Genomic DNA, 23256 nt, shown 5'->3' on the forward strand with positions numbered 1-23256 from the left:
AATCGGGCGACCGGGCGGCGCCGGGCGCCGGCCTCGGGCTCACCCGTGCTCGGCGAAGGCCGCGACGAGGGCGCCTCGGTCGGCGCCCGAGGCGATCAGCAGGCGTAGCAACACCCGGGCCTTGTAGGGGTCGAGCAGGCCGGCGTCGAGCAGACCGCGGCGTTGCAGGTCGGTTTCCGAGCCGGCCCCGCCGTAGGTGTGCCGCAGCACGGAACCGGCGCCGGTGCGCGAGGTCAGCACGACCGGGATGCGCGCGGCCAGTTCGCCGAGCACCGGCGCGAGGGCCGCCGGCACGTGGCCGACGCCGAATCCGGCGACCACCAGGCCCCGTCGGTCGGTCGGGTAGTCGGCGAGCAGCGCGCCGTCGTCGTCGAGGGCGACCGTATACAGCGCCACCCGGGTCGAGGCGAGCGCGGCCGGCTCCGGGATCGGCAGCGGCCGATGCGGCGGCGGGGTGGCCAGGATCCGTACCCGGCCCTCGACGACGACCCCCAGCGGTCCGGTGTCCGGCGAGCGGAAGGTGGCGGTACTCGTACTGTGCGTCTTGCGCACCCGGCGCGCCGCGTGGATCTCGTCCGCGAACACCACCGACGCGCCCAGCCCACGGGCCGATTCGGCCGCCGCGACCCGGGCGGCGGCGAGCAGGTTCGCGGGGCCGTCGGGCCCGGCCGGCGTCGGGTTGCGCATCGCTCCGGTGAGCACGAACGGCTCCGGATGCGGCCAGACCAGGTCGACGAGGTAGGCGGTCTCCTCCAGTGTGTCGGTGCCCTGGGCCACCACGACACCGGTCGCTCCCGCGGCGACCGCGCGCGACGCGGCGGCGACCACGTCGAGGACCTGGGTGAAGGTCAGGTTCCCGCTGGACACGGCCTGTACGTCCTGCACGTCGAGCGTGATGCCCGACTCGGCGAGGCCCGGTACGGCGGCGGTCAACTGCGCGCCGGTCAGCCGGGCGACCACCTTCCGGCGTCGGCGCCGACCGCCCCGGCCATCGCGATCGTGCCCCCGAGTGTGAACAACGCGACGCTCATCGGCAGAGCCTCTCCATCGATTGCTTCGGCGAACGCCGCCAAGGTAGCCGCCCGGGCGGTGCGCGCGGCGGCGCGGTGCCGCGGTGGACCGGGGTCGGGCACCGGGCCCGGACGTGCAGCGACCCCGAGGGACTGAGGTCCACTCGGGGTCGCCGGGGGGTTTCGGTGTTGCGTTCGGCCGTCGACATCGTCCGGTCGGTCCGGACCGCGTGTCGGGGGTCACCGCCGCGGTCACCGGGTGAGCAGCTGCAGGTTCCGACGCATGCGTACCGATTCGATCGCGGCGGCGCTCTGCACCACCGCCTCGTGGGTCGCGCGCTCGGCGCGCCGGGCCTTGGCGGCGGCCCGCCGGGTGCGCAGCGCCGCCATGACCAGACGGTCGCGGTCGGCACCGGCGAGAAGCTCCTGCTGACGGCTCTTGTAAAGCTCGTACTCGATCACTGTGTCCACCTTCTGTTACTTCGACCCGGTTTCCCCGGCTCGTGGTAACAGCTTCGCGTGCCAGTGGGGGGCCGGGCATGAGGCGGATGCCGCATCTATGCCCACCCCCGACCACCACCCGATACCTAAGCCGCGCCGAGGAGCCCTAAGGCGACCCAAGGCGGGGTAAGGCGGCCTAAGGCATTCCCTGAGGCACCCCCCTGTGCCCCCTGATGCACCGCTTTGCGACTCCGGCGGCGGCCCGGCCGCGGTGTGGGTGCGCTTCGCCGGTCGGGCGGTCGGGCGATCGGGCCCGGCGGCGTCGATGTCGAACACGGCCACCGGTGCTCCCGTGTTCGCGTCGACCGACTCCAGGCGCAGACCCGGGACTCGGCCGAAGGTGCCGGCGTCGGTCGAGGCCGCCAGGATCACCGCGTCGAGATCGGCCGGCGCGCGGGTGAGGTCGATGGCGACCACGTGCGACCCGGGTGGTCCGCCCCGGTGGGTCACCGCGCCCGAGGGGTGGTTCGGCTGGTTGTGGAAGACCGGATCCGCGTCGCCGCCCGCCCGACGGTCGCCGTTCACCAGCAGTGCGGACACATCCACGTCCGGCACGCCGGGACCCGGTCGCCAACCCAGGGTGGCGTGCAACGTCGGCCTCGACAGCGGAGTGTTCGCCCCCTTGGCGAGCGTTGTCATTCGCCCACCGTGCCACAGGACCCGGTCTGCGATGCGGGGACGGACCGATCGAGCCTGCTTCGGCAACCGCTGCCAGGATGGCGGCATGGCGTCAACCGTGCTCGCATCGCTGACCGTGCCCTGGATCCCCACCGCGCACCGGCTGGACGTACTGCGCTGTGCCGATCTGCCCGAGGGCCACACCGTCACCACCGCCTTCGTGCTCGCGCTGGACGGCCTCGGGCGCACCCTGCTCACCCGGGTGGACCGGCCCGGACGCGGCTGGGAGGTGCCGGGCGGACACCTGGAGCCGGGGGAGACGCCGGCCCGGGCGGCGGCGCGCGAGTTGGCGGAGGAGGCGGGCCTGCGGGTGGCCACCGAGCGGCTCACCCTGTTCGGCGGCCAGCGGATCACCCTGCTGGGCACGCCGCCGGCCGGCTACCGCTATCCGACCCGGGCGTTCCAGGCGTTCTACACGGTGCGGCTGCCGGGGCCGGGCGCGCCGACCCGGCCCGACGCCGGGTCCGAGTGCGACGCGGCCGAGTGGGTCGAGGCGGACCGGGTGGCCGCACGTTGCCCCGACGCGGCCTGGTCGGCGCTGCACGCCGCGCTGCTCGGCTGAGGTCCGAGGGCGGCGCCGCCGATCGCGGGCCGGCCGACCCTCGCCGGCTCACCCCCCGGCTTCGCGCCGCCCCGAAACGGGCTAATCTGCACCGATGATCACCGTCTCCACCGCCAACGTGAACGGCCTGCGCGCCGCCGCCGGCAAGGGCTTCACCGCATGGCTGAACGCGACCGAGGCCGACGTGGTGTGCCTGCAAGAGGTACGGGCCATGCCCGAGCAGCTCACCGACGAGGTACGCGACCCCGAGGGCTGGCACGCCTACTACGCCCCGGCGACGGCCAAGGGTCGGGCCGGCGTGGCCGTGTACAGCAGGGTCGAGCCGAGCGCGGTGCGGATCGGATTCGGCTCGGCCGAGTTCGACGCGGCCGGCCGGTGGATCGAGGTGGACCTGCCCAAGGTGACCGTGGCCAGCCTCTACCTGCCCACCGGGGAGGCGGAGACGCCCAAGCAGGACGAGAAGAACCGGTTCATGGCCGACCTGGTCGCGCACCTCAAGGTGATGCGCGCGACGGCGGCGATCGGCGGTCGCGAGTCGCTGGTGTGCGGGGACTGGAACATCGCGCATACCGAGCACGACATCAAGAACTGGAAGGGCAACGTCAAGAAGTCCGGCTTCCTGCCCCAGGAGCGGGCCTGGCTCGACGAGTTGTTCGGCGCGGCCGACTGGCACGACGTGGTCCGCCGGATCCACCCCGACGGCCCCGGCCCCTACTCGTGGTGGTCCTACCGCGGCAAGGCGTTCGACACCGACGCGGGCTGGCGGATCGACTACCACGTGGCGACCCCGAAGCTGGCGAACGCGGCCGTCACCGCCGTGGTCGAACGCGCCGACACCTACGCGGAGCGCTGGTCCGACCACGCGCCGGTGACCGTGGCCTACGAGATCTGAGCCCCCCGCGACACCCGCGGCGAGCCGGGCCGGTCCGCGAGCGACGCCAGGGCGCGGGCGAGTCCGGCCGACCAGGTCGCCGCGCCGTCCCGGGCCGCCGGGTGCTCCGCGCGGAACCGCTCCCAGTCGGGCACCGGCCAGGCGCCGATCTCGGGTGCGGTGATCGGCGCGCCGCCCACCACCCGGTCCAGCAGCCCCGGGGGCAGCCGCAGATGCGGGGATTCGGCGAGCAGGACCGCGTCGTACAGGTCCTTGGCGAAGACACCGCCTCGCGCCGCGTCCCGGCGCAACCAGCGCAGCTTCCAGGCCAGGGACAACGCCCGGCTCGCCGCCGGCACCACCACCGGCGGCCCGCCGCCCGTGCGTGGGATCGCCATCCACCGGGCCGGCTCCGGCATCGGCTCGTCGAAGGCGTAGTCGACCCGGATCGTGCCTTCGGGCAGCCCGTGCGCACGCCAGGGGACGATCAGCCGCACGCCACCCTCGCCGCCTTGGTACCCGCCCCCTTCCGCGTGCGCCCAACTGCCGTCCAGGACCACGCCGGCACCCGCGTCGGGGCACTCGCGCAGGGCCTCGACGAGTTCGTGATGCGGCGACTCGCCCGCGTCGTCCCCCTCCTCGCCGTCGTCGGACGGCCCGTCGTCCTCGTCGTCGCCCCAGCTCTCCACCCGCACCCACGCGGTCCCCTCGGGCGGTGGGCAGGCCCGGATGCCTCCGGTGTCGAACTCCTCGTCGCACCACAACTCGGCCGCACCCGCGCCGGCGAACACCTCGGGCCACTCCTGGACCGCCGCGCGGTGCGCGACGTACGGGTGCGGGTCGAGCAGTCCGACCGGGCGCACCGGGGAACGGGCCACCACCCAGTCCAGGTCGCCCGGCTCCCGCGCCGCCGCCCCCAGCCACACGGTCAGCGGCATGCTGCCGCGCAACACCAGCGCACTGCCCGAGGGCCCCTCCGCGGCCAACCGCAGCGCGTGCTCCAGCGCCCGACGTCGGGCGGCCCACCAGCGCCGCCGCTGCGCCGGGTCGGCGAACACGGGTACCTCGATGCCGCCGCCGCGATCGGAGGTCGCGCCGGCCGGGACGGTCGCGGTCACCCGGACAGCCGGGCGGGCGGGAGCGCGCAGGCGGGTTCGTCGGGTCGATCCGGCGGCACGCCGAGGGCCGAAGTGGGTTGGGTCCAGCGGGACTTCCGCCGGCACGCGGCGCAACACCAGTGCGTGGTCGTCATCGCCATCAGCTCGGCCAGGCGCCCGCGCGTGACGTCGTCGGCCGGCGTGTACACCAGCATCCGGGTCTCCGGCACGCTCAACAGCAGTCGGGTGCCCGCGAATTCCATCCGGCCCAGCACGTTGTGCACGATCCGCTTGACGTGCCGATTGCCCGAGCCGACCTCGCGACGGGCCCACAGCCGGGCGAACTTCGGGCTGCAACTCGCCAGGCGTCGCACGAACGACTCCCACTCCGGCTCGCCCACGTGCCGGGCGAACGCGGCCTGCAACTCGGCGACCATGCGCGGCTCCTCGAAATCCCGGTCGAGGAACGGATTGCACGGGTCGGGCGACATGAACGTGGCCCAGATCACGTTGCGTTCGTCCGGCGCCTGCTCGACCAGGCCGGGAAACATCTTGTGGTACGCCTCGTTCCAGGCCAGCACGTCGTACCGGGCGTTGTACACGGCGGCCGGATTCGGGACCAGGCCGTCCAGGATCTGCTGGATCTCCACCGGCAACGTCGTGCCCGACTGCGTCTCGATCTCCCAGGGCACCTGCGCGAGTCGGTACAGGTGGGTGCGCTCGGCCGGGTCGAGCCCCAGCGTGCGCGCGACCGCGTCCAGCACCTGCACGCTCGCGTTGATCGGGCGACCCTGCTCCAACCACGTGTACCAGGTCACCCCCACGCCGGCGAGCATCGCGACCTCCTCGCGACGCAACCCGGGGGTACGCCGGCGCAGGCCCGGCGGCAGGCCGACGTCCTCCGGGGTTCGGCGTTCGCGCCGGCTGCGCAGGAACGCGCCCAGTTCGGTGCGTCGGCTCGCGGTGTTGGTACCCATCCGGCCATCCTCGCCTCTGTTCCGATCCGCTGCCAGGTGCTCCGGGTACCAGGATCGACAGACTCTCGGCAACAGGATCGCGCGGCCCGCACGCTCCTGGCATGACCACCACGACCGCGGCGCCGGACACGGCGCGACGCGCCCATCCGCTGCTGCTGACCGCATTGCTGACCGCTCAGTTCATGGCGTTGTTGGACACCTCCGTCGTCAACGTCGCCGGCCCCACGATCCGTACCGACCTGGACACCAGCGGTGCGGGACTGCAACTGGTCGTCTCCGGCTACACCATCGTCTACGCGATGCTCATCGTCACCGGCTCGCGGCTCGGCGGCCGGCACGGCTTCCGGCGGGTGTTCGGTGTCGGCCTGATCGTCTTCACCGCCGCATCGCTGCTGTGCGGCCTGGCCTGGGACGAAACCTCGCTGATCGCGGCCCGCGCGGTCCAGGGCGGCGGCGCCGCGCTGATGGTGCCCCAGGTGCTCAACCTGATCCAGGCCACCTACACCGGCGCCGACCGGGCCCGGGCGATGGGTCGGTACGCGGCGACCATCGCGGGCGGCATGGTCGCCGGCCAGGTATTGGGCGGACTCCTGGTCAGCGCCGACCTGTTCGGGCTGTCCTGGCGGCCGGTGTTCCTGATCAACATCCCGGTCGGGATCGTGCTGTACCTGCTCGCCCGCCGGGTGTTGCCGGCCGGTGGGACCCCCGCGGCGCGCGGTCTGGACGTCCCGGGCCTGGCGCTGCTCGCCCCCGCGTTGCTCGCGCTGGTCGTGCCGTTGGTGATGGGGCACGAATTGCACTGGCCGACCTGGGGCTGGGTCGGCCTGGGGGCCTGCGCGGTGTTGTTCGTGCTGTTCGCGCTCGTCGAACGACGTGTGTCGGCGCCGCTGATCCCGGTCGAACTGCTGCGGATGCCGGGCGTGGTGGCGGGGGCGGTCACGCTGTTGTTGGTGATGACGGCGTTCGGCGGGCTGATGTTCATCACCGCGCTGTACGTGCAGAGCGGTCTGGGCTACAGCGCGTTGGAGGCGGGGCTGACCTTCATCCCGTCCTCGGCCGTGTTCGCGACGGTGTCGCTGCGCTGGCAGCGGTTGCCCGCGGCGTGGCATCGGTGGTTGCCGACGATCGGGATGCCGATCGGCGCGCTCGGGTTCGCGGCCACCGGGTGGGCGTTCGGCAGCGGGCAACCGTTGGCGATCCTGCTCGCCACGATGATCGTGAGCAGCTTCGGGCTGGGCGTCGCGTACAGCCCGGTGATGATGCTCGCGCTGGGCCGGGTCCCGTTGCCCAGGGCGGCGGACGCGTCGGGGCTGATGGTGACGATGATCCAGCTCGGGCAGGTGCTCGGGGTGGCCGCCTTCGGCACGCTCTACCTGTCCGTGGGTGCCGACTTCCACCACGCCGGCGAACTGACGGCCTGGGCGATCGCCGCGACGGCGCTGGTCACCACGGCGCCGGCGGCCCGATTGGGCCGGTGATCGCCCGCCGGCTCAGCCGGTGTCCGCCGCGTCCTGGGCGGCCAGGACGCGGTGGCCGTGTTCGAGCGACCAGGCGCCGAGTGCGTGGAACGGGACCAGGAGGCTCTCGCCCAGGTCGGTCAGCGCGTAGTCGACGCGCGGTGGAGCCTCGGCGTAGGCCCGGCGGCACACCAGGCCGTGGTACTCCAGCCTGCGCAACGTCTCGTTGAGCACCTTGGCGCTGATCCCGCCGATCCGCGCGGCCAGGGCGCCGGGCCGCATCGGCCCGTCGGCCAGGGCGAAGACCACCACGCTGTTCCAGCGATTGGTGAGCAGGTCGAAGCCCATCCGGGCGCGGCAGTCGGCGACGTACTCGCCCTCGTGCGTGGTCATCGGCCCATTGTGGCCCGGTCGATGGACACCGAATGGTGCGGATCGGGCCGCCTAGCTTCGAGGAATCGGAGACGGCCCGGCCAAACGAGCGGAGCAGCGGCTGTGCGAATCGGAATTCTGGGTGCGGGCAACATGGCGGGCGCGTTGGGCGCGAAGTGGGTCGAGGCCGGGCACGACGTGCTGATCGGGGCACGTTCGGCGCCGCGCGCGGAGGAGTTGGCGAAGCGGATCGGGGCGCGGGCGGGCGGTTTCGCCGAGGCGGCCGAGCACGGCGACGCGGTGTTGGCCGCGGTCGGGCACACGGCGACCGCCGAGGTGGTCGTGCCGGTGGCCGGTCTGCTGGTCGGGAAGGCGCTGTTGGACTGCTCGAACCCGATCGTGCCCGGGCCGGACGGGCTGATGTTGACCACCGACGGCGGGCCGTCGGCGGCCCGCACGCTCGCGGACGCGGCGCCGGGGGCGCATGTGGTCAAGGCGTTCCACCTGGGCGCGGCCGAGTTGTGGGCGGGGCCGCATGGGCGGGGGGTCGCGGTGCCGTTGTGCGGGGACGACCCGGCCGCGCTGGCCGTGGCGCACACGTTGGTCGCGGCGGTGGGCGCGGTGCCGCTGTCGGTCGGCGGGCTGGACCGGGCGGGTTACCTGGAGGCGACGGCGGCGATCGTGATCGGGATGTGGTTCGCCGGCCAGGATCCGCGGACGATGTTGCCGGCGGCCGAACACGCGCACGGTTAGGGTCGCGCGGCGCGCTCGGCGGATCGGGGCGGGCCTGCGACTCCCCACGGGTGGGGCGGAGTTGCGGCGTGGTCGGGGACACGGGCTACGAGCCCTCGCCCAGGTAGTCGACCAGGACCGGGGCGTGGCTGTGGTCCGGGTCGCGGACGGCGGTGAGCAGGGTGAGGCGGCCGTCGCCCGCCCGGGTGAGCAGCGCGGCGCGGGCCGCGTGCGCCGGCGCGCTGTCGAGTTCGTCGCGGTAGCGGGCGCGGAACACCTCCTCGGCCAGGCCGCCTGTGTGCCAGGCCCGGCGCAGCTCGGTGGAGGGGGTCAACTCCTTGGGCCACTCGTCCAACCGCGCGTCCGCCTTGGCGATCCCGCGCGGCCACAGCCGGTCGATCAGGACACGCAGACCGTCGTCCGGATCGACCGGCTCGTATACCCGGCGCACGGTGATGGTGGGTCCGCCGGTGGTGCCGCGTCGAGCCATCGTGCCTCCCGCTCGTGTGTGGTGATCGATGGCCTGTACCCGACTCGTGGCGATCCCACCGGCGGGCGATCGGGCGGCTCGGCCGGGTGCCTCGGTGCCTCGGCGATTCAGTACGCGATGCCCAGCGGTCGGCGGTAGGTCGCCGGGTCGTCCAGGATCGCGAGCATGGCGTGCGCGAGGTCGGCCCGCGCGATGGTGCTGCCGCGCGGGACGCTGCCGCCGATCTGCGTGCGGTAGGTGCCGGTGCCGCGGCCTTTGGTGAGCATCGGCGGCCGCATCGCGGTCCAGTCGGCGTCGCTGCGCGCCAACTCGGCCTCCATCGCCGCCAGGTCGGCGTACACCGTCCTGAGCGACGCGCGCAGCATCGGGATCAGCGCGCCGCGTACGAACACCGAGTCCTCGCGCGGCGTCGGGCCCACCGGCGCCGCGCTGATCGTCACCAACCGGCGCACGCCGGTGTCGGCCATCGCGGTCAGGATCGCGGCGGTCGCCGCCGCGGCGATCCCGGTGCTCTTGCGGCCGCGCGGTCCGATCCCGGACAACACCGCGTCGTGGCCCTCGATCGCCTCGTGCAGCTCGGCCGGATCGGTCACGTCGGCCCGCAGCAGCTCGATGTTCGGGTGTTCGACGGCGGGGCGGGACGGCGCCCGGACCACGGCGGTGATCTTGTGTCCGGCGGCTGCGGCATGGCGCAGGACGTGCTCGCCGGTGGCACCGCTCGCCCCGAAAACGGTGAGTCTCATCTTCTGCCTCCCGAGGTGGGTGAGTGAGGGTGGGTGAATACTCACTCACCTGCACATGGTGAATACTTGCCCACCACCACGTCAAGTCCGCGAGACGGATCGCCCCGAACCCATCGGAGGCACCCGAAGCCCCCGGATCACCCCACCCACGACGAACGGACGACCGCCGCGATGCCGAACCCACCCCGCCCCGAAGGCCGGCAGCGGGAGCCGCATTCGGCGCCGCGACCCGTCGTGCCCACCCGGCAGCGGATCCTGGACGCCGCCGAGCACCTGATGCGCACCCTCGGCCTCGCGCGGACCACGACCAAGGAGATCGCGCGCGCCGCCGGTTGCTCGGAGGCCGCGCTGTACAAGCACTTCACCGGCAAGGAGGAACTGTTCGTCGCGGTCCTCCAGGAGCGGCTGCCACCGCTGGGCCCGCTGCTCGCCGAACTCGCCCGACTCGCCGACGAGCCCGACGGGGCCGACGGGGCCGAAGCACTCGAGGGGGCCGACGAACTCGGCGGCTCCGACGGATCCGACGGATCCCACGACTCCGAGGGATCCGAGGCGGCCGACCGGGTCGAGCGCCGGCTGGCCGCGATCGCGAGCCGGGCCGCCGAGTTCTACGAACAGAGCATGCCGATCGCCTCGTCGCTGTTCGCCGAACCCGCGCTGTTGCAACGCCACCGCGAGGCGCTGCGCGGCATCGGCGCGGGCCCGCACGTCCCGCTGCGCCTGCTCGCCGCCTACCTCACGGTCGAACGCGACCGGGGCCGGATCGACCCGGACGCCGACCCGGAGGCCGCCGCCGCGATGTTGCTCGGCGCGTGCTACCAGCGGGCCTTCCTACGGCACTTCATGGGCATCGAGGACGGGCCGACGGTGGCCGAGTTCGCCGCGAGCACCGCTCGTACCCTGATCCGAGGCATCGTCCGCTCCTGACCGCGGTGCCGCGGGACCCGTCGGGGGCCGTCGGTGTGGGCCGCGACAGCGTCCGTGAGCCGCGACACTCCGGCGGAAAGGAAGCGGGATTGTCACACCGGCCTCCTATCGTGCGGGTATGGAATTGAAGCAAGAGATGATCACGATCGACTGCGCCGAACCCGGCCCGCTGGCCGCCTGGTGGGCGAACGCCCTGGGCGTGGAGATCGCCCAGGACTTCGGCGAGTTCGTGATGGTCGCGGCCCAGCCCCTGGTGCTGGGTTTCCAGCGCGTGCCGGAGGAGCGGGCCGGCAAGAACCGGGTGCACGTGGACTTCTCCACGGCGGACCGCACGGCCGCGGTCGAGCGATTGGTGGCGCTGGGCGCGAAGGTGGTGGCCGAACGCGACGTACCGGGGCTGAACTGGACCACGATGCAGGACCCGGAGGGCAACGAGTTCTGCGTTTCGGGGTGATCGCCGGGTGGCCGCGCCCGAGCGGTGCCGTCCGGCGACTCAGTGCCGGGTGCGCAGGTAGCGGCCACGCGGGAGTTCGGTGACCAGGACCGGTCGACCCTGTACGGGCACGGTGGTGCGGCGCTCCTCGGTCATGCCCAGTTTGTCCATCACCTTGGCGGACGCGGTGTTGTCCACGTGGCAGATGGAGACCAGCCGCGGCAGTCGGGCGTACTCGAACGCGAAGCGCAGCACCTCGACGGCGGCCTCGGTGGCGATGCCGTGGCCCCAGTACGGGCGGGCCAGCCGCCAGCCGATCTCCACCGCGGGCAGCACCTCGGGCAGGAACTCCGGCACGGCCAGGCCCACCCAGCCCGCGAACGCGCCGACCGGGCCCGGTTCGGCGGTACGCAGTTCGACCGCGAACAAGCCGAAGCCGCGCTTCTCCCAAGCGAGTTCGTACGCGGCCAGGGCGGCGGCGCTCTGCTCGGCGGTACGCGGCAGACCGTCGCCCACGTAGCGCATCACCTCGGGGTCGGCGTTCAGCGCGGTGAGCGCGGGCAGGTCGTCGGCACGCCAGCGGCGGAGCAGGAGACGCTCGGTTTCGATCATCGGACCATCCTGCCCGAACGCGGGCTCGCCGGCTCGGCCCGAATCGGGCCCAACGCGATGTCCGATTCCCGCCGGACGATGGGCCCGCGAGCGCGCACAGTGGAATCCGGAAGCACCTGTGACCAGTGCACACGGTGTCCGACCACTGCCCGCGACAGCCGTCGCGGCCTCGACGAAGGAAGCGCTGATGACCGTCCACACCACCTTCGACAGCCCCCTCGGCGAGTTGTTGCTGATCGGCGACGAACGTCCCGACGGCACCCTCGCGCTGGCCTCGCTGTCCGTCCCGGGGCAAAAGGGCGGGGCCGCCGTGCCCGCCGATTCACGCCCGGACCCGGCCGTCTTCGCCGAGGCGGTCCGCCAACTCACCGCCTACTTCGCGGGCGAGTTGCACGACTTCGACCTGCCGACGGCACCGCGCGGCTCGGCCTTCCAGGAACGCGTCTGGGCCGCGATCGACGTGATCCCCTACGGCACCACCACCACGTACGGTGCGATCGCCGAGCGGGTGGGCACCTCGCGGGCGGGCGTGCGCGCGGTCGGTACCGCGATCGGCGCCAACCCGCTGCTCCTGGTCCGGCCCTGCCACCGGGTGATCGGCGCGGACGGCGCGCTGCGCGGGTACGCCGGCGGCCTGGACCGCAAGGAGTACCTGCTCGTGCACGAAGGCGCGCTCGCGGCGCGGGTGCGGTGATCGTGGTGGACACGCTCTTCGCGGCCGAGCCGGCGACCACCTCGGAACTCGCCGCGCACGTGGACGAACACGGCCACGCGTTGACCCACCGGATCCTGGACCCGGACACCTGCCGAGAGATCGCCGAGCTGTACGACCGCCCGGAACTCTTCCGGGCCACCATCGAGATGGCCAGGCATCGGTTCGGCTCCGGCCGGTACCGCTACTTCGCCGTGCCCGTGCCCGAGCCGATCGCGACGCTGCGCGCGTCCTGCTACCCGCACCTGTTGCCGATCGCCCGGGCCTGGGCCGCCCGCCTGGGTCGGCCCGCGCCCTGGCCGGACACCCTGGACGAGTGGCTGACGATGTGTCATGCGGCGGGCCAGACCCGGCCGACCCCGATCCTGCTGCGCTACGGACCGGGCGACTGGAACGCGTTGCACCGGGACCTGTACGGCGACCTGGTCTTCCCGCTCCAGGTGGTGATCGGCCTGGACGAACCCGGAGTCGACTACACCGGCGGCGAGTTCCTGATGGCCGAGCAGCGGTTCCGGGCCCAGTCGCGCGGCACCGCGATCAGCCTGCCGCAGGGGCACGGGCTGATCTTCACCACCCGGGACCGGCCGATCCGCTCGGCCCGAGGCTGGTCCGCGGCGCCCATGCGGCACGGCGTCAGCACCGTGCACACCGGGCTGCGCCGCACCCTCGGCCTGGTCTTCCACGATGCGGCGTGACGTGCGGTACACGCTGATCGGGCCGGACGGGCGGCCCTACCGCAGCGCGACGCCCGGCACGCTGGGCGGCACCACGAACGGTCGGCTGTACGGGCGGTTGCACTGTCGCAGCGCGCTGCGGGCGATCGCGCGCGGCGGCTACGTCGCGAGTCGGGTGTTCTTCGCCGACGAGGCCACCGCGATCGCGGCCGGGTTCCGGCCCTGCGCGGTGTGTCTGCCGGAGCCCTACGCGCGCTGGAAGGGTCGCCTGCCGGCGCCGCACACCGACGCCGAACTGGCCGAGTTGCTGGACCGGTTGGCCGGCTGCCGGACGCTGGCGATCGGGCACGGGCGAGACCGCGCCTCGACCGCCGCGGCGCACGCGCTCGCGGCGGCCTGGCCGGGCGAGGTGCCGGCCGTCGTCTCCTGGCCCGAGCAGGCGGCCTCGTGGTTGCGCCCGGCGTTGCGGCTGACCGCACAGGCTCCGGACGCGTGGGTGGTGGCGGGTACCGCGCCGGGCTGGGCGGGCATGCGTGATCGGCTGTTGCGCAGTACCGACTGGGACCCGCGACGCACGTACGCCTTCGCCTCGTTGGCGGACGCGATCACCGATGCCGATCGGGACGAGGGGCCCTGGTGGGCGGCGGCCCGGCCGGGGTGATCGCGGCCGGGCCGGTGCCGGCTACCGTTTCGCGTAGCGCACGTGCTCGAACGGCCAGTGCTCGGCCAGCCACGCACTGACCTCGCGGTACACCGGCTCGTCGAGTTCGGCCCGATCGGCCCGGACCCAGGAACGCACCGAGGTGACGGTGGGGTCGTCGTGGTCGGGATAGATGTAGACGCAGCCGATCACGTCGTAGTCGCCGGCGTTGCCACCGTTGTCGAGCACGGTGTAGGTGAAGCCGGTGCGTTTGTCGAAGTCGTCGGCGTGCCGGACCAGGTCGCGCAGATTGTCGTCCGCGCTCAGCCCGTCCAGGGGTGGCCAGTGGCGATCGGCGTAGCCGGGGGTGGCCCGGATGTGCTCGATGCTGGAGGACCACGCGGCCAGATCGGCCCGGTTGTGCCGGGCGGCCAGCGGCTCCAACCGGAAGGACGCGGTGCTCGGCGGCGCGGGCACGACGAACTCCGCCGGGACGAAGGTGGGTTCAACCATGCCGGGGAGCCTACGCGGGCCGAGGAGGCAGGGCGACCGCGGGCTATCCGAATTCGGACGTCAGGGCCGCCAGTTCGCGCCACTGCGCGAGCGGCATTCGGCCCTGGTCGGAGGTCAGGACCTGGAGGCAGACGTGGTCGGCGCCCGCGTCCAGGTGGGCCCGGACGCGCTCGGCGATCGACGCGGTGTCGCCGAGGGCGCACAGTGCCTCGACCAGGCGGGTGCCCTCGCCGTCGAGTTCGGCCTCGGTGAAGCCCAGCCGACGCAGGTTGTTCGCCTGGTGCCGGGCGACCCGGTAGCCGGCCGTGAAGCCGCGGGCGACCTCGACGGCCCGGGCGCGGTCGGTGTCCGGGACCGCGGTGAGCGCGACGGACAGGTACGGGTCCGGGCCCATCGCCGCGCGGGCCGCCGCGGTGTGCTCCACCGGCACCAGGTAGGTGTGCGCGCCCCAGGTCCGGGTCCCGGCCAGGGCCAGCATTTTCGGGCCGAGCGCGGCGAGCACCCGGCGGCCGGGGCGGTCGGGCGCGGGGGCGACCAGGACGGCGGCGTCCATCTCGTCCAGGTAGGCGCCGACGGTGGCGACGGCGGGGGCGGTGTTCGCCTTGGGCATGCCGGCCAGGTCCGCCTGGCCCGCGGCGCGGTGGCCGCCCAGGCCCAGCACGAAGCGGTCCGGGTACGCCTCGTTGAGGGTGCGCTCGGCGGCGGCCATCAGCCGCGGGGTGCGTTCGGACATGATCGCGATGCCGGTGGCGACCGGGAGCGTCCGGGTCGCGGCCAGCAGGAGTTGGGCGTGGGTGGTGGCCTCGCGGCCGATGCCCTCGCCGACCCACAGGCCGCCGTAGCCGAGTTCCTCGATCTCGGCCGCCGCCTCGCGTACCGCGCCGGCGGGCTGCCCGTCGAACGCGAAGGTCCACAGGCCGAGCCGGCCGAGGGCGGTCTTGTCGTGCGTCATCGGGTGTCCTTTCCCGGTTATTCGGAGGCTGCCTCCGATTTGCCTGCCTCACCATATGGAGGCAGGCTCCGTTTGACAACGTCCGAGAGGGAACGCCGATGACCCGACCGATGCGCGCCGATGCCCGCCGCAACTACGAGCGCCTGCTCGCCGAGGCCCGGCTGTTGTTCGCCGAGCACGGCGTGGACGCGTCGTTGGAGGACCTCGCCCGCCGGGCCGGGGTCGGCATCGGCACGCTGTATCGGCACTTCCCCACCCGCGACGCGCTGGTCGAGGCGGTGGTGCGGGACCGGTTCGACAAACTCGCCGCGCGGGCGCGGGCGTTGCGCGACGGCCCGGCGGCGCGCGACGCGCTGGCCACGTGGTTGCGGCTGCTGATCGAGGGCGCGGGCACGTTCCGGGGGATGAGCGCGACGTTGTTGAACACGCTCGCCGACGAGAACTCGGAGCTGTACGCCTCCTGTCACGCGATGCGCGCCGCCGGCGCCGAGCTGCTCACCCGCGCCCAGGCGGCCGGGGAGGTGCGCCCGGACGTCGACACGGACGAGCTGTTCACCCTCGCGCACGGCATCGCCTGGGCCCACGAGCAGCGCTACGGCGACGATCCCGAGCGTCTGCCCAAGCTGGTCGACGTGGTCGTCCTGGGCCTGGCGACGCGCCCCTGAATCGAGGCGACGGCGGCCGGAGCGGGACCCCGTTCGGGCGGTGGGGCGGAGGCTGGGTCAGACTTCGTGGTCATGGACACCCATGCGGACAGCCTGGTGGAGAGCGGTGCGGCGGGTGGGTTGACCGCCGCCGCCGGGGCGTTGTTCTTCGACGGCGAGGGGCGGGTGTTGCTCGTCGAGCCGGACTACAAGCCGGGGTTGGAGTTTCCCGGCGGGATCCTCGAACCGGGGGAGTCGCCCTGGGCGGGCTGTGTCCGCGAGGTGCGGGAGGAGCTGGGGATCGTGCTGGAGGGGCCGCCGAACCTGCTCGTGGCGCAGTGGGTGGCACCGGTGGACGGGCACCGCGGGGGGATGCGCTGGTTGTTCGACGGCGGCGTGTTGGGCCCGGACCGGCTTGCCGAAATCCGGCTCCAGACCGACGAGTTGCGGGCCTGGCATCTACTGACGCCGGATCGGGGCGCGGCGGCGATGCCGGCGGAGCGGGCCCAGCGGTTGTGGGCCGCGCTGCGGGCGCGCGGCAGCGGCGGGGGGATGTACGCGGAGGCCGTGCGCTGATCCGGCCGCCGCGTGCCGGGCGGCGGGCGGCCGTCGGTGTCGAGCGCGACCGCGGGGAGGCCGGCTCGGGCGCTTCGCCGGCCGCGCCGGTCAGGGCTGCGGCGCGGCGTTCGCCACCGCCGTGGCGAGGACGTCGACCAGCGGGATCGGCGCGGCGTCGGCCGGCGGCGGATGCACCAGCAGCGTGCCGTCGGCCGCGACACCGAAACAGCCGCCGGCGCGGTCGGTGCGCGCGGCCTCGTCGGCATCGAACACGATCGGCGGACCCGCGCGCAGGATCAGGGTGTCCGGGGTCAGGCCGGCGCGGAGGACGGCCGCGCGCAGCGCGTGGGCCCGACCGGGGTGCGAGGTGCGCAGCCAGATCTCCTCGGCCGGTACGGCGCCACGTTCCAGGAACGGCCGACCCGAGCCGTCGAGCGAGAACAGGTCCAGGACCGGTCGCCGCCGGTCGACGACGGTCGGCCGGCGACGCAGGAGCCGGGCCGGCCCCCGCGTCGCCGGCCGACCGAAGACCGGCAACATCGCGACCTCCCGGCCGTGCAACTCCGCCGCCGTCGCGACCAGGAGCACCTCGACGCGTTCGATGATCCGCGCCCAGTCCGCAGGCCGGCGCCCGGCCGGCGTCGCGCCGGCGCCCGGGTCCGCACCGGCCGCCGGGTCCGCCGGTCGCCGCCGCTCCGCCTCGATACGCGCGTCGAAGTCGCTCATGGCGGCAACCTACCCGCGACCACCCGACCGCGGGCGGGACACGACCGACACCGACGCCTCGGCGCTCCGGCCGCGTCCCGTGCCGGTCCGACTCCACCCCGCCCGGACGGACCCGGACGGCCTGCCCCACCGTCAGTCCGGCCGTCCCCGACCCTGGCCGAACGGCAAGCCGCTTTCCTTGTGAACAACGGTGCCGAGATGAAAATTGACGCCCCATCAGCCTTGTCGATTGGCAGAGGTCGACGTATGTTCATGCCCAACAGGAAGGGGGACCCGTGGCGATCCCGGCACCCGAGGACACCTATGACAAGGTGCTCCAGGCGGCAGAGGAACTGTTCGGTGAACAGGGCTTCGCCGGCACCTCGTTGCAGGCCATCGCCGATCGGGTCGGGGTGACCAAGGCCGCCCTCTACTACCACTTCCGCACCAAGGACGAACTGCTCGACGCCCTCCTGCGCCCGGCCCTGAACGATCTGGACCGAGTGTTGGAGGTCGCCGAGAGCAGACGCGGCACCACCGCTCGCCAGCGCCTGCTTTTCGAGGGCTACGTCGACTTCCTCATCCGGTATCGCACCCTCGCCGTCATCCTCGATCGCGACGTCTCGATCGGACGCCACCCCGCCATTCAGCCCCGACTCGCCTCGATCACCGCGCGGGTGCGCGAAGTCCTCGACGACGTCGACGACTCGATCGAGTACCGCGTGTCCACGGCCGTGGCGATGGGCGGCATCTACTCCGCCGTCGCCGCCTTCGCGGAACTGCCCGACGACGAACTCGGCCGCATCCTGCGCGGCGTGGTCCGCAAGCTCCTGGGCCCCCGCCGCAGAGCACCGGGCCCGGTCGCCGGGGCCTGACCGGCAGCACACCACCGGCCCACCACCGGTACCAGTACGCAGCACCGCGCCATCGCACCACCGCGCTTTCCGGCACCCGTCCCCGGCCGGTTCCCGCGGCGACCTCGCACACCCTCCGGCAACGGGAGTTCCACCATGACGTGTCCGGTCCTCGACCACGGCTTCGACCCCACCGACCCCGACCTGTACACCACGCGCATCCCGCTCGACGAGTTCGCCGAGCTGCGCAAGACCTCGCCGGTGGTGTGGGTCCCGCAGACGCCCGAGGTGTCCAACTTCGGCGACGACGGCTACTGGCTGGTCACCCGGCACGCGGACGTCAAGGAGGTCTCCACCAAGCCGGAGATCTACTCGACGAACAAGAACACGGCGATCATCCGGTTCGCCGAGGGCATGGACATGTCCAACATCGATGCGCAGAAGCTCATCATGATCAACATCGACCCGCCGGAGCACACCCGGCTGCGCAGCATCGTCCAGCGCGGCTTCACCCCCCGGGCGATCAACGCGCTCCAGGCCGCGCTGACCGAGCGGGCCGCGCAGATCGTGCGCGACGCCAAGCTCAAGGGCTCGGGCGACTTCGTCACCGAGGTGGCCTGCGAGCTGCCGTTGCAGGCGATCGCGGAGCTGATCGGCGTACCGCAGGAGGACCGCAAGAAGATCTTCGAGTGGTCCAACAAGATGCTCGGCTACGACGACCCGGAGTACGCGGAGTCCACCGAGGTGGGCGCGCAGGCCGCCGCCGAGCTGATGTTGTACTCGATGGGCATGGCCGAGGAACGCAAGGCGTGCCCGGCGCAGGACATCGTCACCCGGCTGATCACCGCCGAGTCCGACGGCAGCCTGTCCTCGGACGAATTCGGCTTCTTCGTCCTGCTGTTGGCCGTCGCGGGCAACGAGACCACGCGCAACGCGATCACGCACGGCATGCTCGCCTTCTTCGACAACCCCGACCAGTGGGAGCTGTACAAGGCGGAGCGCCCGGAGACCACGGCGGACGAGATCGTGCGCTATTCGTCGCCGGTGATGTCCTTCCAGCGCACCGCGACCCAGGACACCGTCCTGGGCGGCCAGGAGATCAAGGCGGGGCAGCGAGTCGGCATCTTCTACAGCTCGGCCAACTACGACGCCGACGTGTTCGAGAACCCGACGAAGTTCGACATCACCCGCAACCCGAACCCGCACCTGGGCTTCGGCGGCGGCGGCCCGCACTTCTGCCTGGGCGCCTCGCTGGCCCGGATGGAGATCAACCTGATGTTCAACGCGATCGCCGACGCGATGCCGGACATCACCAAGGCCGCCGATCCCCGGCGACTGCGCCACGCGTGGATCAACGGGATCAAGGAACTCCAGGTGAACTACACGGGCGAGTAGCCCCGTTCAGCCTCGGCCGGATCCGTGGGAACCACCCTCCGACCTGGCCGAACATGACAGGCGCCGTCCGTCTACGGGAGCAGCGGGCGGCGCCTTGCTCTGTCCGGAGGCGGGGGTTGGGGCACGGACCCGTCGGCCCACGCTGTGTGACGCCTCGGCTGCCGCCGAGTCCGTTGCCTCCCACCACCCCTGGACGGCCTCGGCAATGGCCCGTTCCATGCTTGGGGCGGCGTGCCGGCAGGTTCCCTTGACCGTGCGCGTTTCGTGCCCCAGGCGCTCCTCGATCGCGACGTCCGGATGTCCGGCCTCGTCCAGCCACACCGCATGGCCATGGCGCAAGCCGTGGGGAACCATCCCCTCCAGGCCCGCGACGCCGGCCGCGGCGGGCTTGTCCACAGGTTCGCCGCAGCGCGCTCGCCGGGGGTTCGTGCTCCGCCGGGCGAGTGGGGGCTCCGTCAGCCGTAGCGGGGGCGGCACCAGAGGCGTCCGGGGCTCCTCGGGTTGCATGTCGCGCGCCCTCTCCGGTGCCGGTGCGGGTGGCCGCTGCCGTGGCCTGGGCGATGTGTTCGTCGTGCATCTCGACGCTGTACGAGGCCGGTCCGACAAGGCCCGCTCAGATCGAGACGAGCTTGAGCATGGTCACCACGAGCACGCTGCTGCTGATCTCGTACTCGGTGATCACTCCAGCGAGACACGCCGAGCGCCGATCCTTGTCGCCGCGGATGGCCGCGCCGTGGGCGTAGGGGTCGCGGGCCATGTAGCTCACGGCGGCATCGAAGTCGCGGCGCACGTTCGCGGGCAGGGCGCTGTATTCACTGCGGGCACGGTTGGAGTACTGGATGTAGTAGCTGCTCATGGCTCCACCGGGTTTCCATGGACGTCCACGACGCCGGTGAGGTCGCCGGACCTGATGCGGTCGGCGTCGGCCCGGATCCGGGCGTGTTCCTCGGGCGGGATGGCCCAGTGGACGGCGATGGCGACGATGTCCCGCAGCGCCGCGTTGTTGATCTCTTTGTCGAATGCTTCGCGCTGGTCTTCGGGGAGGGTGGCCCGGATGTCTGCGAGGGTGCCGGGGAGTCGGGTGAGCACGCCGTCGACGGTGGTGGTGATCGTCGGGCGGTCGGGGTCGCGGAGGTCGTCGTCCATGCGGTCAGGGTGGCATCGCGGTGGTGGCGATCGGTAGCCCGCGCACACGGGCGGAGTACGCGCCGGGGAATGCTTCGACCCGCACAAATCTGTGCGGGTGGGAAGGCTTCATCTGTGCGTTGGTATGCGGACAGCGCTGGCGACGTACCCTGCGATTGCCACCGACCCGGGGAGACATCGATGGGCCTCATGGACGACGAGGGCGTGGGAGCGCGGATCCGTACCGCCCGCAACCTGCATCAACTCACTCAACAGCACACCGCGACCGCTGCGGGGCTCTCGCTCAGCTACCTCGAAAAGCTGGAGCGGGGCGCACGTCTGCCCACTCACGACGTCCTGGTGCGGCTCGCCGGCGCCCTCCGCACCGATGTCACCCGCCTCAACGGGCAACCCGATCGCAGCGATCGAGACGTGAGCGGGGTGATCCCCGAACTGCGGCGGGTCCTGCTCTGCTATCGCAACCCGGCCCGGCTGACCGTCGCCCCGCGCACACTTGCCGAACTGCGCGTCTCGGTCGAGACGATCAGCCGCCACCGTCGCGCGGCGCAGTACGCCCAGGTTGCCCCGAACCTGCCGGGTGTGCTCACCGAGTTGGGGCACGTCGCCCTGACGGCGGAGGGCCCGGAGCGGCGGGAGGCGTTCGGGTTGCTGGCGACCGGCTATCGGGCGGCGAACTCCCTGGCCCACAAGCTCGGCTACTACGACCTGAGCACGTCGGCACTGGAGCGCACGGAGTGGGCCGCCGAGCAGTCCGAGGATCCGCTTGCCGTGGCGACCGCGCGCTACCTCCTGGGCGGGGCGATGCTCCGTGAGGGCGCCATCGAGTCGGGCGTGAGCCTGCTCGAAGGAGTGGAGCGGGACTTGGTCGCGTTGTCCGCGCAGCGACCGCGCACGATCCAGGACACCGGCGTGCACGGTGCGATCCTGCTCAAGCTGGCGATCCTGACGGCCCGGGGCGTGGGCAACCGCAACCCTCAGGCGTATTTCGAGGAGGCCGACCGACTGGCGGCCACCATGGGCGGCGACAAGGTCGTCTACGAGACGACGTTCGGACCCGCCAACGTGGCCATCCACAAGGTGGCGGCCGAGATCGAGATCGGCGAGATGGACAACGCGGTCCGCATGGCCGAGGACATGGTGTTGCCGAACGACCTGGCGCCCGAGCGGAGTTCGCACCACCACATCGATGTGGCGCACGCCAAGCTGGCGACGGGTGATCGCGACGGCACGCTGAAGTCGTTGCAGGAGGCGCGGAAGCTCGCGCCTCAACACACCAGGCATCACCCGCGGGTGCGTGACACGGCCGCCGCGCTGCTGAGGCAGGACCGCGGCAACCGCGAATCCGTCGCGGGATTCGCCCGTTGGAGTGGTATCGACCTCTAGTCCCAGGTATTTCCGCAGCTCAGAGGGCCCGCACAAAACTGTGCGGGCCCTCGGCTGGTTTCTCTCGCAAGATCTATGCACTGGGAGTGACACCGAGATCACCAAGGGAGAAGCGATGGCCGGCGACACCGAGCAACCGCGAGTGACCGTAGAGCTGGAGCCTGAGGCCGACCAGCCGTTCGTCATCCACATGGGGTCGACCGCGCAGGTGGAACCGACTCGCGAGGAGGCCGAGCGTCACGTCGCCGAAATGGTCAACCTTCTCGACCTGTTCGACGTCGACGCGACGGTACGGAGCATCCGGTGAACGGCCCCGCCCCGACGGTGAACGTGGGCCCGTCCGGCGATCCGCACCGCCCGATCCGCGTGAAGCTCCCGGACCGTGAGCCGACGGACATGACGAGCGACGAACTCGTCGCGCTCCAGCACGAGATCCGCGTGCACCTGCTGTACCGGGTCCCGGCTCCGTCGCTCGGCCGGATCTCGAATTCGGGCGGCTGACGAGCCGCCCCATGGCCGCAGCGGCTCGGACCCGCACGCGGCCTCCGGCCAGGCCCGCGCGTCCCACCGCGCCGCCTGGCCGGCCCCGGCCACCCGTCCTCCGTCGGGTGGCCCGGGCCGGCGGTGCTGTGTCACCGCCGGGCCCGCCTTCCCCTCGCCCGGCCTCGGGTACGCCCAAGGCGGCCGGGCGAGGACCACCACCCACACCCAGCCCTGGAGAGGTCATGTCCAGCTCGGGCCCTTGGTCCGTCGGCGACAACCTGTGGCGCAAACTCGGCGACGGCAACCACCACTTCGGCACCATCACCCGTGTCTGGCAGGAGACGGACGGCCGGTGGCTGGTCGAGTACAGGCGCGGCTGGTCGCCGACGAAGCGGGAGACGCACGTCGCGCCCGCCGACGAGATGTACGCCGGCGGCAGGGCCCCCTCGCGGCCGGTGTGACCTACCCGAGCCGGACCTCCCACCGGTCCGCCGGCAGCAACCCCTCCACTGCGGCGCCTCGTCCGTCCCGCGAGTACCCGACCACCCACACGACCAGGAGCATCGCCCCGATGGTGACCCCGAGCATGCCGGCCTCGCCGGAGGCGGCAGCGCGCCCGGACACGCCGCCGATCGTGTGGCCATCCGGGATGGGGCGGGAGGCGGCCGGTCTACCCGACGAGCAGGTGGCTGGTCCGCCCGTCGGGGTCGAGCAACTCCACCCGCTCGCACGGGACTCGGGCATTGTCGGAGAGGCCGAGTAGCGTCCGAGCGATGTCCGGTACGACGCCGCGCGTCGGATGGCTTTTGCCCAATCGCCGGAGGATGCACCGCGGTGAGGCGATGCCGCTGGGATCTCTCGATGAGTGCATCCGCACGGAGGACCCGCATAACCTCGTGGGCGGCTCCGTCGCCGACGCCGTACTGCTCGCGCGGTTCGCTGCGGGTGGGGGAAGCGCTCTCCGGCGCCAGGATGCCGCGTTCGTTGAGGCCCGCAGGTGAGCGGCGACGCACTGCTGGTGGTCGTCTGCGTTGGGCGCATTGCGAATCCTCGCTGGTCAGTCCCACCCGGGACTCGGCCGGGCCACACGTTTGCGGCCCGGCCGAACACGACGGGCGCCGTCCGCTACGGGAGC

32 protein-coding genes are annotated in these 23256 nt (G+C 72.7%); 17 read left to right on the forward strand and 15 right to left on the reverse strand.

All coding sequences use genetic code 11. The features are described 5' to 3' along the window. Positions 1-39: 39 nt before the first annotated feature. From ACH4U8_RS22875 to ACH4U8_RS22885, 3 genes are all read right to left on the reverse strand, one after another. On the reverse strand, positions 40-960 hold the full coding sequence (locus tag ACH4U8_RS22875; protein ID WP_395779767.1) for an asparaginase: 921 nt from the start codon (positions 958-960) through the stop codon (positions 40-42). A 302-nt stretch (positions 961-1262) separates the two neighbouring features. Next, positions 1263-1472 carry a hypothetical protein gene (locus ACH4U8_RS22880; RefSeq protein WP_360311675.1) on the reverse strand — a complete coding sequence of 70 codons (210 nt, stop codon included), beginning with the start codon at positions 1470-1472 and terminating at the stop codon, positions 1263-1265. Positions 1473-1487: 15 nt separating this feature from the next. After that, entirely contained in the window at positions 1488-2237 is a 750-nt protein-coding gene (locus ACH4U8_RS22885) for a TerD family protein (RefSeq protein WP_395779769.1), read from the reverse strand. On the opposite strand from ACH4U8_RS22885, the gene ACH4U8_RS22890 reads away from it, so the two are divergent. Then, positions 2236-2751, forward strand: a complete 516-nt coding sequence (locus ACH4U8_RS22890) for an NUDIX hydrolase (RefSeq protein ID WP_395779771.1) — start codon at positions 2236-2238, stop codon at positions 2749-2751. The genes ACH4U8_RS22885 and ACH4U8_RS22890 overlap by 2 nt on opposite strands. Positions 2752-2845: 94 nt before the next feature. Next, positions 2846-3643 (forward strand): exodeoxyribonuclease III, encoded by a 798-nt coding sequence (locus ACH4U8_RS22895; protein ID WP_395779773.1) that lies wholly within the window; start codon positions 2846-2848, stop codon positions 3641-3643. Here ACH4U8_RS22895 and ACH4U8_RS22900 read toward each other — a convergent pair. Together ACH4U8_RS22900 and ACH4U8_RS22905 are read right to left on the reverse strand one after the other, a co-directional pair. After that, positions 3631-4740, reverse strand: a complete 1110-nt coding sequence (locus ACH4U8_RS22900; protein WP_395779775.1) for a nucleotidyl transferase AbiEii/AbiGii toxin family protein — start codon at positions 4738-4740, stop codon at positions 3631-3633. The two genes, ACH4U8_RS22895 and ACH4U8_RS22900, sit on opposite strands and share 13 nt — an antisense overlap. Beyond that, positions 4737-5696 carry a helix-turn-helix transcriptional regulator gene (locus tag ACH4U8_RS22905; protein WP_360311685.1) on the reverse strand — a complete coding sequence of 320 codons (960 nt, stop codon included), beginning with the start codon at positions 5694-5696 and terminating at the stop codon, positions 4737-4739. Before ACH4U8_RS22905 ends, ACH4U8_RS22900 begins: the two co-directional genes overlap by 4 nt. A gap of 101 nt (positions 5697-5797) precedes the next feature. Between ACH4U8_RS22905 and ACH4U8_RS22910 the strand changes: the two genes are divergently transcribed. Next, complete coding sequence (locus tag ACH4U8_RS22910) at positions 5798-7174, forward strand: MFS transporter (protein ID WP_395779777.1); 1377 nt, start codon at positions 5798-5800, stop codon at positions 7172-7174. 12 nt (positions 7175-7186) lie between these two features. Here the strand turns inward: ACH4U8_RS22910 and ACH4U8_RS22915 are convergent, their stop codons facing one another. Beyond that, positions 7187-7546: a winged helix-turn-helix transcriptional regulator gene (locus ACH4U8_RS22915; protein WP_395779779.1), complete on the reverse strand. Its 360-nt coding sequence runs from the start codon at positions 7544-7546 to the stop codon at positions 7187-7189. Positions 7547-7648: 102 nt separating this feature from the next. Here ACH4U8_RS22915 and ACH4U8_RS22920 point away from each other — a divergent pair, with 102 nt between their 5' ends. Further along, a complete protein-coding gene (locus ACH4U8_RS22920; RefSeq protein ID WP_395779781.1) occupies positions 7649-8278 on the forward strand; it encodes an NADPH-dependent F420 reductase in 630 nt (209 codons plus the stop codon). A gap of 85 nt (positions 8279-8363) precedes the next feature. On the opposite strand, the gene ACH4U8_RS22925 is transcribed toward ACH4U8_RS22920, so the two are convergent. After that, complete coding sequence (locus ACH4U8_RS22925; protein WP_395779783.1) at positions 8364-8747, reverse strand: DUF488 domain-containing protein; 384 nt, start codon at positions 8745-8747, stop codon at positions 8364-8366. 107 nt (positions 8748-8854) lie between these two features. After that, positions 8855-9490, reverse strand: coding sequence for an NAD(P)-dependent oxidoreductase (locus ACH4U8_RS22930; RefSeq protein WP_395779785.1), 636 nt, complete (start codon positions 9488-9490; stop codon positions 8855-8857). A gap of 171 nt (positions 9491-9661) precedes the next feature. Between ACH4U8_RS22930 and ACH4U8_RS22935 the strand changes: the two genes are divergently transcribed. Both ACH4U8_RS22935 and ACH4U8_RS22940 read left to right on the forward strand, forming a co-directional pair. Continuing rightward, complete coding sequence (locus tag ACH4U8_RS22935; RefSeq protein WP_395779787.1) at positions 9662-10417, forward strand: TetR/AcrR family transcriptional regulator; 756 nt, start codon at positions 9662-9664, stop codon at positions 10415-10417. Between the two features lie 118 nt (positions 10418-10535). Continuing rightward, positions 10536-10871 carry a VOC family protein gene (locus ACH4U8_RS22940; protein ID WP_360311699.1) on the forward strand — a complete coding sequence of 112 codons (336 nt, stop codon included), beginning with the start codon at positions 10536-10538 and terminating at the stop codon, positions 10869-10871. A 39-nt stretch (positions 10872-10910) separates the two neighbouring features. On the opposite strand, the gene ACH4U8_RS22945 is transcribed toward ACH4U8_RS22940, so the two are convergent. Next, complete coding sequence (locus tag ACH4U8_RS22945) at positions 10911-11462, reverse strand: GNAT family N-acetyltransferase (protein ID WP_395779788.1); 552 nt, start codon at positions 11460-11462, stop codon at positions 10911-10913. 187 nt (positions 11463-11649) lie between these two features. Here ACH4U8_RS22945 and ACH4U8_RS22950 point away from each other — a divergent pair, with 187 nt between their 5' ends. Genes ACH4U8_RS22950 through ACH4U8_RS22960 form a run of 3 tightly spaced genes read left to right on the forward strand, consistent with a single transcriptional unit; the run spans position 11650 to position 13509 of the window. Further along, positions 11650-12156 (forward strand): methylated-DNA--[protein]-cysteine S-methyltransferase, encoded by a 507-nt coding sequence (locus tag ACH4U8_RS22950; RefSeq protein WP_395779790.1) that lies wholly within the window; start codon positions 11650-11652, stop codon positions 12154-12156. Continuing rightward, positions 12153-12869, forward strand: a complete 717-nt coding sequence (locus ACH4U8_RS22955; protein WP_395779792.1) for a 2OG-Fe(II) oxygenase — start codon at positions 12153-12155, stop codon at positions 12867-12869. The genes ACH4U8_RS22950 and ACH4U8_RS22955 overlap by 4 nt, the downstream gene beginning before the upstream one ends. Further along, on the forward strand, positions 12859-13509 hold the full coding sequence (locus tag ACH4U8_RS22960; RefSeq protein WP_395779794.1) for a hypothetical protein: 651 nt from the start codon (positions 12859-12861) through the stop codon (positions 13507-13509). The genes ACH4U8_RS22955 and ACH4U8_RS22960 overlap by 11 nt, the downstream gene beginning before the upstream one ends. Positions 13510-13530: 21 nt before the next feature. Here ACH4U8_RS22960 and ACH4U8_RS22965 read toward each other — a convergent pair whose 3' ends face one another. Beyond that, a complete protein-coding gene (locus tag ACH4U8_RS22965; protein ID WP_360311709.1) occupies positions 13531-14001 on the reverse strand; it encodes an N-acetyltransferase in 471 nt (156 codons plus the stop codon). A 43-nt stretch (positions 14002-14044) separates the two neighbouring features. After that, complete coding sequence (locus ACH4U8_RS22970; RefSeq protein WP_360311711.1) at positions 14045-14953, reverse strand: TIGR03620 family F420-dependent LLM class oxidoreductase; 909 nt, start codon at positions 14951-14953, stop codon at positions 14045-14047. A 98-nt stretch (positions 14954-15051) separates the two neighbouring features. Between ACH4U8_RS22970 and ACH4U8_RS22975 the strand changes: the two genes are divergently transcribed. Both ACH4U8_RS22975 and ACH4U8_RS22980 read left to right on the forward strand, forming a co-directional pair. Then, the gene (locus tag ACH4U8_RS22975; protein WP_360311713.1) at positions 15052-15618 is read left to right on the forward strand and encodes a helix-turn-helix domain-containing protein; all 567 of its coding nucleotides are present in this window, start codon (positions 15052-15054) and stop codon (positions 15616-15618) included. A 72-nt stretch (positions 15619-15690) separates the two neighbouring features. Further along, entirely contained in the window at positions 15691-16173 is a 483-nt protein-coding gene (locus ACH4U8_RS22980) for an NUDIX hydrolase (RefSeq protein ID WP_360311715.1), read from the forward strand. Between the two features lie 90 nt (positions 16174-16263). On the opposite strand, the gene ACH4U8_RS22985 is transcribed toward ACH4U8_RS22980, so the two are convergent. Further along, entirely contained in the window at positions 16264-16881 is a 618-nt protein-coding gene (locus ACH4U8_RS22985; RefSeq protein WP_395779796.1) for a hypothetical protein, read from the reverse strand. Between the two features lie 275 nt (positions 16882-17156). Between ACH4U8_RS22985 and ACH4U8_RS22990 the strand changes: the two genes are divergently transcribed. Further along, positions 17157-17735 carry a helix-turn-helix domain-containing protein gene (locus tag ACH4U8_RS22990; RefSeq protein WP_360311719.1) on the forward strand — a complete coding sequence of 193 codons (579 nt, stop codon included), beginning with the start codon at positions 17157-17159 and terminating at the stop codon, positions 17733-17735. A 135-nt stretch (positions 17736-17870) separates the two neighbouring features. Next, the gene (locus tag ACH4U8_RS22995) at positions 17871-19109 is read left to right on the forward strand and encodes a cytochrome P450 (RefSeq protein WP_379989686.1); all 1239 of its coding nucleotides are present in this window, start codon (positions 17871-17873) and stop codon (positions 19107-19109) included. 613 nt (positions 19110-19722) lie between these two features. On the opposite strand, the gene ACH4U8_RS23000 is transcribed toward ACH4U8_RS22995, so the two are convergent. Further along, the gene (locus tag ACH4U8_RS23000; protein ID WP_395779798.1) at positions 19723-19965 is read right to left on the reverse strand and encodes a hypothetical protein; all 243 of its coding nucleotides are present in this window, start codon (positions 19963-19965) and stop codon (positions 19723-19725) included. Continuing rightward, positions 19962-20255 carry a hypothetical protein gene (locus ACH4U8_RS23005; protein WP_395779800.1) on the reverse strand — a complete coding sequence of 98 codons (294 nt, stop codon included), beginning with the start codon at positions 20253-20255 and terminating at the stop codon, positions 19962-19964. The genes ACH4U8_RS23000 and ACH4U8_RS23005 overlap by 4 nt, the downstream gene beginning before the upstream one ends. Positions 20256-20435: 180 nt before the next feature. Between ACH4U8_RS23005 and ACH4U8_RS23010 the strand changes: the two genes are divergently transcribed. The 4 genes from ACH4U8_RS23010 to ACH4U8_RS23025 all read left to right on the forward strand — a co-directional run bounded on the left by ACH4U8_RS23010 (position 20436) and on the right by ACH4U8_RS23025 (position 22582). Further along, the gene (locus ACH4U8_RS23010; RefSeq protein WP_395779802.1) at positions 20436-21638 is read left to right on the forward strand and encodes a helix-turn-helix domain-containing protein; all 1203 of its coding nucleotides are present in this window, start codon (positions 20436-20438) and stop codon (positions 21636-21638) included. A gap of 115 nt (positions 21639-21753) precedes the next feature. Continuing rightward, entirely contained in the window at positions 21754-21945 is a 192-nt protein-coding gene (locus ACH4U8_RS23015) for a hypothetical protein (protein WP_395779804.1), read from the forward strand. Then, the gene (locus tag ACH4U8_RS23020) at positions 21942-22139 is read left to right on the forward strand and encodes a hypothetical protein (protein WP_395779806.1); all 198 of its coding nucleotides are present in this window, start codon (positions 21942-21944) and stop codon (positions 22137-22139) included. Before ACH4U8_RS23015 ends, ACH4U8_RS23020 begins: the two co-directional genes overlap by 4 nt. Before the next feature lie 224 nt (positions 22140-22363). Next, positions 22364-22582, forward strand: a complete 219-nt coding sequence (locus ACH4U8_RS23025; protein WP_395779808.1) for a hypothetical protein — start codon at positions 22364-22366, stop codon at positions 22580-22582. A 1-nt stretch (position 22583) separates the two neighbouring features. On the opposite strand, the gene ACH4U8_RS23030 is transcribed toward ACH4U8_RS23025, so the two are convergent. Further along, positions 22584-22745, reverse strand: a complete 162-nt coding sequence (locus ACH4U8_RS23030; protein ID WP_395779810.1) for a hypothetical protein — start codon at positions 22743-22745, stop codon at positions 22584-22586. Between the last annotated feature and the right edge of the window lie 511 nt (positions 22746-23256).

It is taken from the genome of Embleya sp. NPDC020886 (assembly GCF_044333915.1).
Lineage (GTDB): Bacteria > Actinomycetota > Actinomycetes > Streptomycetales > Streptomycetaceae > Embleya.

What these genes read in the sequence shown, in the direction of transcription:
- ACH4U8_RS22970 (WP_360311711.1), bottom strand. Translation starts at nt 14,953, where the DNA reads ATGACGCACGACAAGACCGCCCTCGGCCGGCTCGGCCTGTGGACCTTC.
- ACH4U8_RS22930 (WP_395779785.1), bottom strand. Translation starts at nt 9,490, where the DNA reads ATGAGACTCACCGTTTTCGGGGCGAGCGGTGCCACCGGCGAGCACGTC.
- ACH4U8_RS22940 (WP_360311699.1), top strand. Translation starts at nt 10,536, where the DNA reads ATGGAATTGAAGCAAGAGATGATCACGATCGACTGCGCCGAACCCGGC.
- ACH4U8_RS22945 (WP_395779788.1), bottom strand. Translation starts at nt 11,462, where the DNA reads ATGATCGAAACCGAGCGTCTCCTGCTCCGCCGCTGGCGTGCCGACGAC.
- ACH4U8_RS22915 (WP_395779779.1), bottom strand. Translation starts at nt 7,546, where the DNA reads ATGACCACGCACGAGGGCGAGTACGTCGCCGACTGCCGCGCCCGGATG.
- ACH4U8_RS22965 (WP_360311709.1), bottom strand. Translation starts at nt 14,001, where the DNA reads ATGGTTGAACCCACCTTCGTCCCGGCGGAGTTCGTCGTGCCCGCGCCG.
- ACH4U8_RS22975 (WP_360311713.1), top strand. Translation starts at nt 15,052, where the DNA reads ATGACCCGACCGATGCGCGCCGATGCCCGCCGCAACTACGAGCGCCTG.
- ACH4U8_RS23025 (WP_395779808.1), top strand. Translation starts at nt 22,364, where the DNA reads ATGTCCAGCTCGGGCCCTTGGTCCGTCGGCGACAACCTGTGGCGCAAA.
- ACH4U8_RS23010 (WP_395779802.1), top strand. Translation starts at nt 20,436, where the DNA reads ATGGGCCTCATGGACGACGAGGGCGTGGGAGCGCGGATCCGTACCGCC.
- ACH4U8_RS22980 (WP_360311715.1), top strand. Translation starts at nt 15,691, where the DNA reads ATGGACACCCATGCGGACAGCCTGGTGGAGAGCGGTGCGGCGGGTGGG.
- ACH4U8_RS22885 (WP_395779769.1), bottom strand. Translation starts at nt 2,237, where the DNA reads ATGCCGCCATCCTGGCAGCGGTTGCCGAAGCAGGCTCGATCGGTCCGT.
- ACH4U8_RS23015 (WP_395779804.1), top strand. Translation starts at nt 21,754, where the DNA reads ATGGCCGGCGACACCGAGCAACCGCGAGTGACCGTAGAGCTGGAGCCT.
- ACH4U8_RS22950 (WP_395779790.1), top strand. Translation starts at nt 11,650, where the DNA reads ATGACCGTCCACACCACCTTCGACAGCCCCCTCGGCGAGTTGTTGCTG.
- ACH4U8_RS22995 (WP_379989686.1), top strand. Translation starts at nt 17,871, where the DNA reads ATGACGTGTCCGGTCCTCGACCACGGCTTCGACCCCACCGACCCCGAC.
- ACH4U8_RS22895 (WP_395779773.1), top strand. Translation starts at nt 2,846, where the DNA reads ATGATCACCGTCTCCACCGCCAACGTGAACGGCCTGCGCGCCGCCGCC.
- ACH4U8_RS23005 (WP_395779800.1), bottom strand. Translation starts at nt 20,255, where the DNA reads ATGGACGACGACCTCCGCGACCCCGACCGCCCGACGATCACCACCACC.
- ACH4U8_RS22925 (WP_395779783.1), bottom strand. Translation starts at nt 8,747, where the DNA reads ATGGCTCGACGCGGCACCACCGGCGGACCCACCATCACCGTGCGCCGG.
- ACH4U8_RS22890 (WP_395779771.1), top strand. Translation starts at nt 2,236, where the DNA reads ATGGCGTCAACCGTGCTCGCATCGCTGACCGTGCCCTGGATCCCCACC.
- ACH4U8_RS22985 (WP_395779796.1), bottom strand. Translation starts at nt 16,881, where the DNA reads ATGAGCGACTTCGACGCGCGTATCGAGGCGGAGCGGCGGCGACCGGCG.
- ACH4U8_RS22935 (WP_395779787.1), top strand. Translation starts at nt 9,662, where the DNA reads ATGCCGAACCCACCCCGCCCCGAAGGCCGGCAGCGGGAGCCGCATTCG.
- ACH4U8_RS23000 (WP_395779798.1), bottom strand. Translation starts at nt 19,965, where the DNA reads ATGAGCAGCTACTACATCCAGTACTCCAACCGTGCCCGCAGTGAATAC.
- ACH4U8_RS22905 (WP_360311685.1), bottom strand. Translation starts at nt 5,696, where the DNA reads ATGGGTACCAACACCGCGAGCCGACGCACCGAACTGGGCGCGTTCCTG.
- ACH4U8_RS22910 (WP_395779777.1), top strand. Translation starts at nt 5,798, where the DNA reads ATGACCACCACGACCGCGGCGCCGGACACGGCGCGACGCGCCCATCCG.
- ACH4U8_RS22960 (WP_395779794.1), top strand. Translation starts at nt 12,859, where the DNA reads ATGCGGCGTGACGTGCGGTACACGCTGATCGGGCCGGACGGGCGGCCC.